At 43.6% G+C, this 15,229-nt stretch carries 11 protein-coding genes; 4 read left to right on the top strand and 7 right to left on the bottom strand.

Annotated features, from left to right (window positions below; all coding sequences use genetic code 11):
* Nucleotides 1-39 precede the first annotated feature (39 nt).
* The 5 genes from HMPREF9447_RS01810 to HMPREF9447_RS01790 all read right to left on the bottom strand — a co-directional run bounded on the left by HMPREF9447_RS01810 (nt 40) and on the right by HMPREF9447_RS01790 (nt 4,749).
* Nucleotides 40-939: an SDR family oxidoreductase gene (locus HMPREF9447_RS01810; protein WP_009127504.1), complete on the bottom strand. Its 900-nt coding sequence runs from the start codon at nt 937-939 to the stop codon at nt 40-42.
* 14 nt (nt 940-953) lie between these two features.
* A complete protein-coding gene (locus HMPREF9447_RS01805) occupies nt 954-1,499 on the bottom strand; it encodes a hypothetical protein (RefSeq protein ID WP_009127503.1) in 546 nt (181 codons plus the stop codon).
* A 235-nt stretch (nt 1,500-1,734) separates the two neighbouring features.
* Nucleotides 1,735-2,517 (bottom strand): hypothetical protein, encoded by a 783-nt coding sequence (locus HMPREF9447_RS01800; RefSeq protein ID WP_009127502.1) that lies wholly within the window; start codon nt 2,515-2,517, stop codon nt 1,735-1,737.
* Between the two features lie 12 nt (nt 2,518-2,529).
* A complete protein-coding gene (locus HMPREF9447_RS01795) occupies nt 2,530-3,225 on the bottom strand; it encodes a response regulator transcription factor (protein ID WP_009127501.1) in 696 nt (231 codons plus the stop codon).
* A gap of 33 nt (nt 3,226-3,258) precedes the next feature.
* Entirely contained in the window at nt 3,259-4,749 is a 1,491-nt protein-coding gene (locus HMPREF9447_RS01790) for a sensor histidine kinase (RefSeq protein WP_009127500.1), read from the bottom strand.
* Nucleotides 4,750-4,922: 173 nt separating this feature from the next.
* Here HMPREF9447_RS01790 and HMPREF9447_RS01785 point away from each other — a divergent pair, with 173 nt between their 5' ends.
* Entirely contained in the window at nt 4,923-7,064 is a 2,142-nt protein-coding gene (locus tag HMPREF9447_RS01785; protein ID WP_009127499.1) for an outer membrane beta-barrel family protein, read from the top strand.
* A gap of 147 nt (nt 7,065-7,211) precedes the next feature.
* On the top strand, nt 7,212-8,366 hold the full coding sequence (gene fucO / locus HMPREF9447_RS01780) for a lactaldehyde reductase (RefSeq protein WP_009127498.1): 1,155 nt from the start codon (nt 7,212-7,214) through the stop codon (nt 8,364-8,366).
* Nucleotides 8,367-8,456: 90 nt separating this feature from the next.
* Here the strand turns inward: fucO and HMPREF9447_RS01775 are convergent, their stop codons facing one another.
* Entirely contained in the window at nt 8,457-9,776 is a 1,320-nt protein-coding gene (locus HMPREF9447_RS01775; RefSeq protein WP_009127497.1) for a sensor histidine kinase, read from the bottom strand.
* The gene (locus HMPREF9447_RS01770; protein WP_009127496.1) at nt 9,773-11,158 is read right to left on the bottom strand and encodes a sigma-54-dependent transcriptional regulator; all 1,386 of its coding nucleotides are present in this window, start codon (nt 11,156-11,158) and stop codon (nt 9,773-9,775) included. Before HMPREF9447_RS01770 ends, HMPREF9447_RS01775 begins: the two co-directional genes overlap by 4 nt.
* A 225-nt stretch (nt 11,159-11,383) precedes the next feature.
* On the opposite strand from HMPREF9447_RS01770, the gene HMPREF9447_RS01765 reads away from it, so the two are divergent.
* Both HMPREF9447_RS01765 and HMPREF9447_RS01760 read left to right on the top strand, forming a co-directional pair.
* Entirely contained in the window at nt 11,384-12,757 is a 1,374-nt protein-coding gene (locus tag HMPREF9447_RS01765; protein WP_009127495.1) for a DUF4933 domain-containing protein, read from the top strand.
* 17 nt (nt 12,758-12,774) lie between these two features.
* Nucleotides 12,775-15,183 carry an ABC transporter permease gene (locus tag HMPREF9447_RS01760; RefSeq protein WP_009127494.1) on the top strand — a complete coding sequence of 803 codons (2,409 nt, stop codon included), beginning with the start codon at nt 12,775-12,777 and terminating at the stop codon, nt 15,181-15,183.
* Nucleotides 15,184-15,229: the final 46 nt, after the last annotated feature.

Raw genomic sequence — 15,229 nt, 5'->3', positions numbered from 1 at the left:
TTAACTGCTAATCACTCATCACTCATCCTTAATCACTTATCAAATATTGAACATTAGCTTGATACCTTCTTCAAGCGTATGTGGCTGATAGCCTAACTCGGTACGTGCTTTCTCTATACTTAGTCCACTGAAACGGGGACGGGGAGTAGTTTCTTCCATCTGCTTGGTAGTGACGGGCAAAATCAATGAATAATCCAGATTCAAAGTATCAGCTACGCGATAAGCAATATCAGCTATTGTGAGACATTCAGAACCGCAGATATGATAAATACCATTGTTAGAATGCTGGATAAGTTTTTCTATCCCCTGAGATACGTCTCCCACATAGGTAGGAGTGCGCCACTGGTCGGAAACCACCTTTATTTCCTCGTTATTTCTCAAACGATCAGCCACTAACTGCAATACATTTCCATGCTGTCCCGGCAGAGTGGCGCCATACACCACAGCTATGCGCATAATAGCGTAATTGCTGCATAACTCAGCTACTCGTTGTTCACCTTTCAGTTTCGTTACACCATAATAATTGACCGGAGCGGGCGTATCTACTTCTTTATAAAGTTGACCACTATCTCCGCTGAATACAAAATCAGTTGAAAGATGGATGAAACGTGCTCCGGACACTTCACATCGAAAAGCGAATTGTCCGACGGCAGTGATATTTATACTTTCCGCTTCCTCATGGTGTGTTTCGCAATAGTCTGGCACAGATAGAGCTGAAGCATTGATAACCACGTTGGGGCGCACTTCACGAAATAGTGCAGCTTGTTCTCCCATTTGGCAGACGTCTGCACTAATAAAATGATAATTCCCAGAACCGGGAGCAATGTCATCATGCAGGGAACAACCTGTTACAATATATTCATCATTGCAAGACAGGTCATTCAACACCCGGCGCCCTGTAAAACCATTGGCACCTATTACCAATATTTTCTTCTTCATATTTTATATTTCCTTTAATATGGTCCAGTCTTTCCTTGTTGCACTTCAATTCTTATTCCAAATGATCCGTTAGCTGATTTCAGTTCAAAAGCACCTTTGAAATTATTCCGTTCCCATGGCAGAGCAGAGGGGTTATGTACTTTCCGACCATCCTTGTCATACTCTCCGTACGTATTGATGCGCATGCCGTTCCTTAGCCGGAAACTGCCCATCTGCAAGTTCTGAGGTGATGAACCGAAGCCTGTCAGTCCGAAGGGATTCATACTATATATGGTAGAATTACCTAAGCTGAATATGTGTGAATAACCCTGTGAGTATATTACGTTTGGATCCATGTGAAACAGAAAGCTGTAGTCTTTACTGGCATCGGGAATATCCAGCGTGAGCCTTGGCATCTGAGGTGCCGCCATTTTCATCAAGTTCATATCTAAAAGGAATCCATCAAAATCTTTCGTAGCCAGCATATCCATGCTACGAATGCTATCGGCAGGTATTTCGTTCTGAGAGCTCACCCGAATGGTGAAGAAGCATAAAAGTATGATTAAACCTATTTGTTTCATCACTTAATGGTCTTTATTTAAAGGCGAATATAACAAATAAGTATGAATTATGGAAATATATAGTAATTATTAAAAGAAAAGTTGTATATAATATGCTGTAGTTTGGGAATTGTTATTACCTTTGAAGAGTCTAAAGTGATTATGATATACTATTCGATATATTTTGTTCCTCTCTAACCAGTAGACAAACGGGCTGTATCTCCATATAGGGATGCAGCCCGTTTAATAATAACAACTATTTTTTCTTCCTGAGATTAATGACCGGATGGAGTATAGGTGCCGTTACCCACTTCATCTTAGTAGCGTCATACACTCGCTCCACTCCGCCGTGTATTTCCAGAACATCATTAATCTTCCATTCCATCACAGCTCCGAAACAACTTTGCGGATACATCGGATTCATATATCCGTTAAAGGAGTTTTGTTTTCCAAAAGCGGAATATTGTCCGAATAGTCGGATGCGAAGATGACCGTTGATGCGGTAAGCGGCAGAGGCATCCAGTCCGATGTCGAATTGGGAACCATGCATGCGCGATGGCATGGTGTATTTGGCAGTATACATGCCACCGCTGAGTTCCCACCGTTCATTGGGGCGATAGATATAATTGGCACCTGCCTGAATGATCGCTCCCATAGTGGGATAAGTGTTGTATGTGCTGAATGTACTCAACGCCGTTTTACCGGTAAGCATAAAAGCGTCATAGAGTTTATAATCCATTACAAAAGGATCGTAATGACTGACCATTTTTCCCATCTTCACATCCATCCATGGCAGATTGGGGGTATAAGTGGGTAATGGAGGTACATTCAGCGTTATGCTGTCAGCACTAATGGAAGTATTGACAGGCATTTCCCGGTTGAAAGTGGCAGACGACGTAGAAGGTGGAGCCATTTGCAGCAGTCCATTGACTTCCGTAGGAGGACGTTTAAGTAATGTGCTATCCTCCGGTTGTTCATTTTGCGCGACAACACGGAGAAAAACAGAAAGGAGGAACAGTAATATGAATAGTTTCTTCATAAGTAGTTAGCTTCAGGTTATAATAAGTTTGTATCCGATGCCCCGTACATTGACGATGCGGATACGTTCGTCTTTAGAAAGTTTGTGGCGGAGTTTGGTGATGAAGACGTGCAGACTGCGGGAGTTGAAGAAACTATCGTCTCCCCAAAGGTCGAGCAAGATGTTCTGGGTGTTCACTACCTGGTTACGGTTCTCGCACAAGCGTTTCAGTATTTCGGATTCGCGGTGGGAGAGCTCTTCTTCTATTCCGGCATGTGAAAGCATCTGTGTGATGGAGTTGAAGTTATATTTGCCTATCTCAAAACAAGTCTCTTTCTGCTTAGGTTCTTCTTTGAAAGCGAATGCTTTGCCCACTAACGCTTTGATGCGTACAATCAGTTCCTGCATGCCGAATGGCTTTTTAAGATAATCGTTCGCACCAAGTTCAAAGCCTTCCACTACATCGTTGATGGCCGAACGAGCGGTGAGGAAAAGTACCGGTGTTTGTTTGTCTGTTTGCCGGATGCGGCGCACCATCTCAAAACCGTCCATATGGGGCATCATAACGTCAGCCACCAATACGTCGGGGCGCAGGTCGAAGAACAGGCGCAGGCCCTCTTCACCATCATTGGCTGTGTGGATAATGAAGTCCTGTCCTTCTAATGTATCTTTTATAATCATAGCGAGGGTTTGTTCATCCTCTACCAACAATACCTTGATTTTTTCCATATATTAATCGAGTTTCATAACAAGCAATGTTATTTAGAACCTTATTGTAAATGTACTTCCTTTTCCCGGTTCACTCTTCACGGTTACAGTGCCGTTGTGCTTTTCTATCATGGTTTTTACGTAGAAAAGTCCCAGACCGTAACCTTTCGTATTGTGAATGTTTCCTGTCGGTACCCGGTAGAACTTATCAAAAATAAGCAGTTGCTTGTCTGCGGGAATACCCGTTCCGTGATCGCTGACGGAAATTTCTATTTGTCCGGTTTCTGTCTTCCGGCAGTGAACAACTACATCTGCTTCTTCCGGAGAATATTTGATAGCGTTATCTATCAGATTACTCAGTATGTTGCTGAAGTGAGTGCGGTCAGCGGTTATCGCTAAGTCTTCCGGTTTAATGTCGAGTCTGATTTTCACGGGTTTTCCCGCTTTCAGCTTATGCTGTTCGATAAGTGCTGGGAACAGGTCACATAGGTTAAAAGTCTCAGGATGCAGGCGGAATGTTTTGCGGCGTTCCATACTCATTGAGAGAATCTGTTCTACCAGTCCGCTCAACCGTTGCAACTGTTCCTGACAGATGTTCAAGTATTTATCCCGCTGCTTTTTGTCTTCCGCCAGATTGAAATTGAGCAGTGCATCATTGGCGGCATACGCCACGGCAATAGGTGTTTTCAGTTCGTGGGTGATATTATTGGTAAAGTCACTTTTCATCTCTTCCAGTGTTTTTTGCCGCAGGATGGTGCGGATAAGAAACCAGAAGGAAAAGCTTAGTATAATAAGGATGATGAATGACGTGGCAAGGATGCCGCTCATCTGGCGGAGTACGAGTTTGTTGATAGGTTCTATTGTGAGCCGGTATGATCTGCTGGAATGAATGTTGAAAGCATAATTGTATTGCGTGGCTTTCCGGCTCGGCACATATCCGGGCGTGCTGAGGGAGACTATTGTATCGATGTATGTATAAGAAGAGTCCGTTTTGGAGCCGAAGTACAGATATTCCAGCAGGTAGGGGAGGACGATACCTTTATCGCGCAATTGAAAATTCAGCAAACTGTCATAGACGGCAATGTCGGGATCGGAGATAATATCCAGTCCCGAATGTAATCCTCGTTGGAAGTAAGTGGCAAGTTCCAGCATAGTGCTTTTATTACGTAAAATCAGGTCTAATCCGCCATCAGTATGCAGGGCTGCCTGTGGCGCTTCTTTAGAGATAATTTCTTCCTTACTGCTTTTTGCTATTGTGTCTGTCCTGTCGATGGTAGTGCTGCTGCGTACATAAGATTTCCCTGTGTCCGAGTCGTATCCGGCAGAAACTTCAACTTCTCCGTGGTTTTCGTTATCCTTCTGCAGCCCTTCTACGCGAAGCATCATTTCATTATAATCGCTCATACGCATAGCTTCCACAATGTTTTGTTCCAGATCATGCTTCATTGTGCTGTATAATCCCGTGAGCCAGTATGCCTGGTAGGCAAAGATGCCCAGCAGGGAAATGAAAACTAATATGGCGATAAGTTTGAATGGCAGTTTCATACGATTTCTGTATTTTTAATGAAACAAAGGTAAGAAAGATAACCGGTAGTTAGACGGGTGATAAGACTAAATAACAGTTCTGATAACAGTAAATAAGACTACATAAGTTTGAGATAACATAAGTTCCGGTAATTTTCCCCGTTCTTTGCCGTACATAACTAAAACGAATAAACATGAAATGTAATTACTTTCTCTCCCTGATATTTTGCGCTTTAAATGTGAGCCTCTCTGCACAGGAGAAGCCGGATAGTGCAAATGCGGATAATGAGCGTATTCTCAGTGCCGATAGTCTTATTATCACAGACGCCCATCTGGACAGTATCTATCAATCCCTTCCCGAAGTCATGATTACCGGACAACGCCCTATTGTGAAAGCGGAACAAGGCAAACTGGTGTACGACCTTCCGCGGCTTATCGGCAATCTTCCTGTGGATAACGCTTATGATGCCGTAAAAGAACTGCCTGGCGTGACAGAAATGAATGGCGGACTAATGTTGGCAGGACAAGGCGTGACAGTGGTGCTGGATGGCAAAGTGACGACCATGACTACCGAGCAACTCTATTCTTTATTAAGAAGTATCCCCGCCAGTCGTATTGAGAAAGCGGAAGTAATGTATAATGCTCCCGCACGCTATCAGGTGCGTGGTGCACTCATTAATATCACATTGAAGCAAAGCACCGGAGGCCCTTCTTCCTGGCAGGGAGAGGTCTATGGAAAATATCAGCAGAAACATTATGAAGGCTTTGACGAACGTGCCAGCCTGATATATAACGGAAATAAATTCTCAGCAGATTTTCTTTACTCGCATACTCACGGGAGGGGCTACAGCCTGACTGATAAAGAGTCTATGCATTCTCAGGCAGATGGTTCGACCCACCTTATAACGACTGACGAGGTGGGTCGGAGCCGTCGCCATACCCATAGTTTTCGAGTAGGGGCGGATTATAATATTGCCAAAGAGCATCAGTTGAGTTTTGTTTATAATGGAAGTTACTCGACTTACCATAGCCTGATGGATATTTTCGGTACACAGCAATCCAACACCCGTAGCAATAGCAAAGATTGGCTGCATAACGGACGTCTTGACTACCGTACTCCCTTCGGTTTGAAAGCCGGTGCCGAACTGACCTATTACCGTTCTCCGTCCGACCAACTGCTGCATAGCGTCATGCAAGGCGAGGAACTTGCTTTCTTTACCGAAGATTGCCAACGCATCAACCGTTGGAAATTTTTCCTTGCTCAGGAGCATAATCTGGGACGTGGATGGGGATTGAACTACGGCGCTATCTATACCACCAGCATTGATCATAGTTATCAGTATTATTATGATACGGATGCGAAAACAGGATCAAACACCAGTATTCCCGATAATATGAAATCCCGCCGTCGTGAACAAACTCTGAATTTCTATGCTGGGTTTAATAAGAGTTTCGGCGATAAACTTTCTATGGATGCCTCGCTTGCAGTGGAGCATTACAAGACGCCTGCATGGAATCAATGGGACTGGTATCCTACCATCAATCTTACTTATATGCCTGCCCCCGGACAAGTCTGGCAACTTGCTTTGAGCAGTGATAAAGATTACCCCGATTACTGGGCAGTGCAGGATGCAATCTCTTATCTGGGCGGCGGATATTCTGAGATACATGGGAATCCGTTCCTGAAGCCGGCGCAAGAATATCAGATTCAATTGACACATGTTTTGAAGAGTAAATACATCTTCAGTGCATGGTTCACCCATACAAAGGATTACTCTACCCAGACTCTTTATCAATCTCAGGAGCGTCTGGTGGAAATCTATAAATATCTCAATTTTAATTTTCAGCAACAGGCAGGATTACAAGCTTCTATACCTTTTGATATAAAGCAATGGTTAAATTTACGCTTAACTTTGATTGGCGTATGGCACCATGAGAAGGATGACGACTTCTGGGATATTCCCTTTGACCGGAATATCTGTTATGGCATTGCTGTACTGACAAACAATTTCACTCTTTCTAAAAAGCCGGATTTAAAACTTACATTGACGGGAATGGCACGTAGTAAAGCTACTCAGGGAATTTATGATTTGCCTTCATCGAGCTATGTGAATGCTGCATTGCGTTACGGCTTCGCCAAAGGAAAAGCGATTCTTAATCTCTATTGCAACGATATTTTCGAGACGGGACAGATAAAACCGCGCATCCGTTTTGGTACACAGAATGTGACAAATAACTATAGTTGCTTTCGGGAGTTTGGTGTATCGCTCACATATAAGTTCGGAGGATATAAGGAAAAGAAGAGGGAAGAGGTGGATACGTCGAGATTTAAATAAATAGCAAAAACATTCTGAATACTATAAAAATCAGAATGCTTTGTTTTTTCTTACCGTATATTTCCTAATTTTGTCGGATACAAAATGAAGTATCAACCTTCCGCAAAATCAACACCAAAGACACTGCGGAACTTAAATGAACGTATTATGATTAACAGATTCGTCTTGAACGAAGTATCCTACTTCGGACCGGGTGCCCGTGAAGTGCTCCCACAGGAAATTAAACGTCTCGGCTTGAAAAAAGCCTTTGTATCAACCGACAAAGATTTGATTAAATTTGGAGTGGCCGACAAAGTGCTGTCCGTACTTGATAAAGCCGGTATCCCTTACACTGTATTCAGTGACATCAAACCCAATCCGACCGTTAGTAATGTAAATGCAGGTGTGAGGGCATTTGCCGAATCCGGAGCGGATTTCATTCTTGCTATTGGCGGAGGTTCTTCTATCGATACATCAAAAGCTATCGGTATCATTACCAATAACCCCGAATTCAGCGATGTGGTTTCCCTGGAAGGTGTAGCGCCTACTAAAAAGAAATCTGTGCCTATCATTGCACTGCCCACCACTGCGGGAACTGCTGCCGAAGTAACCATCAACTACGTGATTACCGATGAAGTGAATGAAAAGAAAATGGTTTGTGTAGACCCCAACGACATTCCGGCCATCGCTATCGTAGATGCCGAATTAATGTATACCTTGCCTAAAGGACTGACTGCTTCTACCGGACTGGATGCATTGACTCACGCCATCGAAGGCTTGATAACCAAAGGTGCATGGGAAATGAGCGACATGTTCGAGATTAAGGCTATCGAGATGATTACCCGCTATCTGGAGACTGCAGTATTTGAACCGACTAATGCCGAAGCGCGTAACGGTATGGCTGTGGCACAATATATTGCCGGAATGGCATTCTCCAACGTAGGCTTGGGAGTCGTTCACGGTATGGCACACCCGTTGGGTGCTATCTTCGATATTCCTCACGGTGTGGCTAATGCTTTATTGCTGCCTATCATTATGGAATTCAATGCACCTGCTGCACTTGATAAATACACAGAAATAGCCAAGGCTATGAATGTATACAAAGAGGGCATGAGTGAGGAAGAAGCAGCCCGTGCTGCTGTAGATGCTGTGAGAGCGCTGTCAGTAAGAGTAGGCATACCGCAACATCTTTCTGAACTGGGTATCAAGGAAAGTGATCTCGACAAGCTGGCGACTGCTGCTATTGCCGATGTTTGTACGCCGGGTAATCCTCGCGAGGTGACGAAGGAGATTATTTTGGATTTGTATAAGAAAGCGTTGTAATAAGTGATTAGGGGTTAGTGATAAGTGATTAGTGTTGCGCTATAATGCCGCAAGGAGACTAATCACTTATCACTAACCCCTAATCACTTATCAAACCACCGGAAACAGCAGCGTAAACATACTCCCTTCTCCTGTTTTTGATTGCACGGCAATGCTTCCGTGATGCTGGTGCATAATTTGCCGGGAGATGGTCAGTCCGATGCCTGAGCCTGTTGGCTTTGTAGTGAAGAAAGGGATGAAGATACGTTCCTGAACTTCCGGCTCGATGCCGGTTCCATTATCAGTAACACGCAGGAAAAGATGATTTCCTGGAGTGATGCCCGCGGAAAGAGTGATTTGTGTTGCTTCGTTTTCGCGGGCATTCCGTATCAGGTTGATAAGAACCTGCTCTATCTGTTCTTTGTCCGCAATGACACGTAACGCAACGGCAGGTACGGAGAGATGCAAGTCGTTCACTTCATTCTGCATCAGCCGGACCACTCCTTCCAGCAATTCCTCTGCATTACAGAGTTTCAGTATAGGTTGGGGCAGATGCGATACTTCCCGATAACTATTCATGAAACGTACCAATCCATTTCCCCGACGCCCGATGGTTTGCAACATCTGCTTCATCTCGGTCTTGGTTTCTTCATCTCCCTCCAGACTATCGGCATATTTGGTAAGAAGTTCAGTCAGTGAAATGATGGGAGTGATGGAATTCATGATTTCATGCGTCAGTACGCGGATTAGCTTCTGCCATGCCTCCGTTTCACGGCTATCCAGTGCAGAGTGTATATTCTTCATTCCGGCAATCAGCAGCTTCCTGCCCTGAATGATGAATTCCATACCCGAAAGGGCGAGCTGCACATTCTCTTCCTCTTCTTTAATTTGCCACACGGAAAGGTCGCCTGCTTTCAATGTACGCAGTTTTTCCGGTAGATTTGGATGAAAACTGACTAAATCATTCACTGTGCGCGGATGTTCCATGTGTATCAGGCACTTTGCCGCCTCATTAATCCATTCCATCTGTCCATCGTGGGCATAAACAAGGACTGCCATATCTATATGATTGGCCAGAGCCTGGAAGTATTGCAACTGACTCTCTTTCTTTTGCAGATTACTGCGATAGTGCTCAATAGCGTCCTGCATCTCCGTCAACAACTCCTCGGGAAGAATTTGCGGAGCATTGAGATGGGCGGCAGGAGAAGAGAGGAATTCAGAATAGCGAACCGACCATATGAATTGAGCCATCGCACGTGCAGAATGTAATATATACCGATATATAGCGTAAGCTACAAACGCGGTGAGGCAGAGTGCTACACACAGGCTGATATAAAACCCGTGCACCGCCAGCCATGCCGAACACAAACAACATGCCAGCAATCCGACCGTCAGCCAGAGAGGCGTCTTTATCCAAGCTTGTTTCTTCATAATCCGAACTTTTCAATCCTTCTATACAGTGATGTCCTCGTTATTCCCAGCATTTCAGCAGCCAACGTGATGTTTCCGCCGCATATCCGCAGCACCTCATTGATCGTTTCCCGTTCCATTCGTTCCAGGTTATATTTCTCTTTTTCGGGAATGGCATTGGAAGATTGAGGCGAACGTAGCATGAAATCATCTGCCGTCAGCATTGTTCCGGCAGAGAGGATAACGGCACGCTCGATGGCGTGTTCCAGTTCGCGCACATTTCCCGGCCAGCGGTAGAGTTGTAACATTTTGCGGGCTTCTTTGGAGATGCCTCGGAGTTCTTTCTTATATTTCTTCCGATAGCGTTGTAGAAAGAATTCGGCTAACAGGAACAGGTCGTTTCCTCGTTCCCGCAAAGGGGGGATACGGATTTCAATCGTATTGATGCGGTAAAGTAGATCCTGGCGGAACTGTCCGTTATCAATGGCAGCATATAAATCCGTATTCGTGGCGCAAATCAGCCTTACATCCACCGGATAGGAGGTGGTGGAACCTAACCGTGAACTCTTTCTTTGTTCAATGACCGAAAGCAACTTTGCCTGAAGCGGAAGGCTCAGGTTTCCGATTTCATTCAAAAATAGCGTCCCGCCCGAAGCTACTTCCACACGTCCCGGTTTATTTTTGCGAGCATCGGTGAATGCTCCCTTTTCGTATCCGAACAATTCACTTTCAAACAATGTATCAGGGATGCTGCCTAAATCAATAGGCACGTATATTTCGTTTTTGCGTGGCGACTGCTCGTACACATAACGGGCCATCAGGTCTTTACCCGTTCCGTTTTCACCTAATAATAACAGGTTCGCATCCGTATCGGAGAACTTCTTTATCGTTTGGAAGATGGCTTGCATTACTGCCGATTCACCAATCACGCATGTCGGTTTGGCAGGAAGGGAGAGGGCTTCCGTTTGTTCTTTCAGAGCCTCTTTCTGTTGCTTCAAAGTTTCTATTTCCGTCCGGCTGAAACTGAGTTGCAGGGCGGAAGATACGGTTGCTATCAGTTTCTCGTTTTGCCAAGGTTTGGGGATGAAATCCGTGGCCCCCTGTTTGATGGCCTGAACTGCCTTTTCCGTATCTGCATATGCGGTGATGAAGATGACAACAGCTCCCGCATCCAGCCTCAGTATCTCTCCCAACCACTGGAATCCCTCTTTTCCACTGACGGCGTCGCGGCGGAAATTCATGTCAAGCAGTATGACGTTGAAGTGGGTACGAGAGATGAGCGGCAGCAACTCACGCGGGTCAGTTGTTGTGGTGATACTTTCCACTAAAGGACGCAGCAGCATTTTCAAGGTGAAGAGAATATCTTCATTATCGTCTACAATAAGTATCTTTCCTCGTTTCATCATACTTGAAGTTAAGTTTTGAATGTGCGGATTCAGGATATTTTCCGGACATGTGCAAAGATAGATAAAGTTTTTGAAAAGGAAGTGTACGGAAGCGTGCATTTGGTGTACGATATCGTGCAATTTTGCAAAAATATTTTTTGAATAAAATTCTGTACTATAATTGATTAGCTATTTGGTATAGTTATTGCCTTATGTTTAGAAGTAAACGAATGCGCAAAAAGTATGCTATACAGAGAACTGATTTCCATTACATTATTTTTTTCTCTTATTGCTTGCAGTTCCAAGAGTCCGGGTATGAGCAAAGATGAAATAACTCAGACCCTGGATGAGCAAGCCACAGAGCATGAAGCCGCCGTAAAAGCGACTTCTGCTGATGTACCGAAATTTACGGAAGATTATACACCTCCCGCCGGAATTAAGTATCAGGCTAAAATAGAAACAGCCGGAGTGAAGACCCTTAATGTGCAGGCTGCGCTGAAGAATGTGCGTCCTATGAAAATCAGCGAACTCGGTACATTTCAGATTCGTCGTACAGGAGTATTAGTGCCGATAGGTGGTAAGCTGATTTCGGTGGAAGAGGGATATTTATTAAATAGTTACCAAGGGATTTATTTATTGGATAAGGGCTTTAAACTTATTAAGCAGTTATTCGAAAATGATGTTGACTTTCAGCGTAGTGGGAAAAGGTACCATTTTCAATTGCGTGCCGTGCTACGAAATGTCTATTATGATACAACTCGTAAGCAAATCCGGGGTACATATACAGTGCCTAATCATGAAAAAGACAAATACCGGACTTTTCTGGCTTTTCTTCCCTGGGATGTTTTAATGACTGCAACAGAACCTTGGGCTGAAAAAGATATAGCAGACAGTATTCCTCTGCAGGGTAATTTGAACTTTAGAACATTTTTTAAATTTACACCGGAAGGTTTTATACGTTCCATGCCTTATTCCGGTCGCTTCTACACGAATGAACTAAAGGGAGATACTTTGTGCTACTTTGATCCCACCCATTCACCGGATTATCCTCCTTCGAAAGGTGCCGGCTCTGTGCGAAACGGAGAACCACACCATATCTATGATTATCATGGCAAAACGCGTATACGTCTGGCCTATGATAATACACTTTACCAACTGGAAAATGCTTCCACACTGAAAGCAATTTATCGGTTGGACTTTGGCTCTTTTCTGCGTGCTGACGGGCAGAAAGTCACAGGTAGCCTTTCTAATAATATGGATGATTATTATTTCTTGCAGCAATGGTTGGAGACAGACCGTTATCTCTTTATCAGAATAACAAAAGGATATGACTCGCCTAACGCACGGAAAGCTAAATCTGTTTCTCTTTATTCGCTTATATATGATAAAATATCCGGAGACTTCTTTACACTTCCTTCTGAAGATAATAGTAAGGATCCAGACTTTCCGCATCTTACTACCGATGGCGAACTAAATGTGCCGTTTTATCCGGAGGGAGTAGTTGGAAATATTTCTTATAGTTATCTCGATGCCATGAAAGCGAAAGAAAAATATCCGGATATCCTGAAAGGGCAGGATATATCGGATGATGAATTGATATTGTTAACTGTAGAATAATTAAACAGAGAATAACGATGATAAAGCATTATGTGAAAGTTGCGCTTCGGCTGATAAAGCGGAGCTTCTTGTTTTCCTCCATCAATATGCTGGGTTTTGTATTTGGCATGGCGGCGGCGTTCCTCATCTATCTTTGGGTAGTGGACGAATTGACTTATGATGACTGCTTCCCCGAAGCAAATCGTATTTACCGGACTATTGAGGTGAAACGGGAGCCAAGTGGAGAGATAAAAGAATCTCCTTCGACGATACGTTCGCTTACTAAAGTCTTTCGTGAAGAGTTCCCGCAGGTAGAAAATGCTACGGCTATCAAATATGGAGATTTGCATACGTTAGAAACGGAAAGTCATAAGAAAATCAGTGGTGAGGAAGCTTATGTTGATTCTGCATTCTTCCGGATATTTCCTTTTCCGGTGACGGAAGGAAATCCTGAACATATAACGGACCACCCTGATAACATTATCTTGTCAGAAACGATGGCACGGAAAATGTTTGGCAGTAGTCCGGCAGTGGGACAAAAACTGACTTATAGCGGATATGGGCGGGAGAATATTTATAATGTGGTTGCAGTGGTAAAAATACCTCCAAAGAGTCATATCCGTTTTGACATTGCTTATCCGATGGATTCTTATGGTAGGGGAATGGCCGGTTATAGTTGGGATCGCTTTCGTGAGAATATACACGTATATATCAAAATGAAGGCTGGTGACGGCGGAAAAATGTATGAAAAGGAACTGAAAAGTATGAGCCGTGCACTCGGCAAGTTTGGGGAGAAACGAACCTTATTACGTTTTCAGTCTATCAGGGACATTCACCTGCATACTACTTTTTCTGATTCTTGCATAAAGAATCATGGTAATATGGCTACCATTTATCTGTTTACAGCGCTGGCCATATTGGTAATCTTTATGGGAGCTTTCAACTTTACAACACTTTCTACGGCACGGGCATCTATGCGCTATAAAGAAATAGGTGTACGCAAAATAACGGGTGCTAAGAGAAAAACGTTAATTTCACAATTTCTCTCGGAAAGTTTGGTGCAAGCATTCATATCTTTGGTATTGGCTTTAGCTCTGACAGAGTTAATGTTGCCGTTATTCAATAAGTTTATGGATACGGAAATCTCCCTGCGACTTAGTTGGGCTGTCTTTTTTTATATTTTGTTCGGTATAGTAGGAGTGGGGTGTCTGGCAGGAAGTTATCCGGCTTTTTATCTTTCTTCCATTAATCCTTTGCTTGCTTTTAAGGGTGGCAGGAAAACAGGAAGGAAAGGCGGACTTATCAAAGGGCTGGTATGTGTACAATTCGTTATAGCTCTTACGCTGATGCTACTGACTGCTATTGTCTTCAAGCAACTCCATTATATGCAAAACAAGGATTTGGGACTTAATAGGGAAAATATTGTCTCCATCTATACCAGTTTATGGTATAAGGTAGCCGGATTCAAGCAAGAACTACTGAGAAATCCAAATGTGAAAAGTATATCTATGGGGGCGCCTATCGGAAGTTTTATCGAAGGCAGTTCATCCGGAGATGGCAGTCTGGTACGCTGGACCAATATAGACGGACAAGAAGATTCGCTAAAGATGGTAACAGTGTTTGCAGATGGGGATTTCATTAATACATTTGGTTTGGAGTTGATAAAAGGGAAATTGCTGGAATCTGACTTTGAGAAATATTGGGGAGATAGAAATCCCGATATTGTAATTAATGAGGCTGCCTGGAAGGGGATGAAGGTGGCCGATCCTATTGGTATGGAACTACAAGTGAACTCTTGGAGTAAAGCGCGTGTAGTAGGGGTAGTGAAGGATTTCAATTTCCAGTCTTTGCGCGAAAAGATAAAACCGGCTTTTCTTTATTATACTCCGGAAGCATTATCACACCTGCATATTAAAATAGCTCCGGAACATCGACAGGAAACGCTGAAATTTATTCAGAAAAAATTCGAAGAGATGGCTGTGCAGGATGATTTGTTCGTTAAAGATTTTAGCTATCAGTTCTTCTCTGATGTATTAAATAAAAACTATGCTAAAGAACAACAACAAAGCCGGATGTTGCTATTCTTCACAGTGTTGGCTATCGTCATAGCCATGCTGGGGGTATTTGGCTTAGTGGCACTCTCCACTACCCAGCGGACAAAGGAAATAGGTATCCGCAAAGTGAATGGTGCTCATTCCGACCGTATTGTAAAAATGTTCTGTCGGGAATATCTTCGTTGGGTAGGCGTGGCTTTTGTGATTGCCTGTCCGTTAGGGTATTTTTTTATGCACCGTTGGTTAAGCGAATTTGCCTATCAGACTGCAATAAGTTGGTGGCTGTTCGTGTTGTCAGGAGCGATCATTGCAGGCATCACTTTGCTTACCGTTTTTGGACAGACCTGGCGGAAAGCATCGCAAAATCCGGTGGAATCATTAAGGTATGAATAAGATTTATTTTATACATAATGAAAAATGGATTTGATTATAATGAAAA

Origin of the sequence: Bacteroides oleiciplenus YIT 12058, from assembly GCF_000315485.1 — a bacterium.
GTDB lineage: Bacteria > Bacteroidota > Bacteroidia > Bacteroidales > Bacteroidaceae > Bacteroides > Bacteroides oleiciplenus.
This window is presented reverse-complemented; position numbering and strand designations above follow the sequence as displayed.

What these genes read in the sequence shown, in the direction of transcription:
- HMPREF9447_RS01760 (WP_009127494.1), top strand. Translation starts at nt 12,775, where the DNA reads ATGATAAAGCATTATGTGAAAGTTGCGCTTCGGCTGATAAAGCGGAGC.
- HMPREF9447_RS01790 (WP_009127500.1), bottom strand. Translation starts at nt 4,749, where the DNA reads ATGAAACTGCCATTCAAACTTATCGCCATATTAGTTTTCATTTCCCTG.
- HMPREF9447_RS01795 (WP_009127501.1), bottom strand. Translation starts at nt 3,225, where the DNA reads ATGGAAAAAATCAAGGTATTGTTGGTAGAGGATGAACAAACCCTCGCT.
- HMPREF9447_RS01775 (WP_009127497.1), bottom strand. Translation starts at nt 9,776, where the DNA reads ATGAAGAAACAAGCTTGGATAAAGACGCCTCTCTGGCTGACGGTCGGA.
- HMPREF9447_RS01805 (WP_009127503.1), bottom strand. Translation starts at nt 1,499, where the DNA reads ATGAAACAAATAGGTTTAATCATACTTTTATGCTTCTTCACCATTCGG.
- HMPREF9447_RS01810 (WP_009127504.1), bottom strand. Translation starts at nt 939, where the DNA reads ATGAAGAAGAAAATATTGGTAATAGGTGCCAATGGTTTTACAGGGCGC.
- HMPREF9447_RS01765 (WP_009127495.1), top strand. Translation starts at nt 11,384, where the DNA reads ATGCTATACAGAGAACTGATTTCCATTACATTATTTTTTTCTCTTATT.
- HMPREF9447_RS01800 (WP_009127502.1), bottom strand. Translation starts at nt 2,517, where the DNA reads ATGAAGAAACTATTCATATTACTGTTCCTCCTTTCTGTTTTTCTCCGT.
- HMPREF9447_RS01770 (WP_009127496.1), bottom strand. Translation starts at nt 11,158, where the DNA reads ATGAAACGAGGAAAGATACTTATTGTAGACGATAATGAAGATATTCTC.
- HMPREF9447_RS01785 (WP_009127499.1), top strand. Translation starts at nt 4,923, where the DNA reads ATGAAATGTAATTACTTTCTCTCCCTGATATTTTGCGCTTTAAATGTG.
- fucO (WP_009127498.1), top strand. Translation starts at nt 7,212, where the DNA reads ATGATTAACAGATTCGTCTTGAACGAAGTATCCTACTTCGGACCGGGT.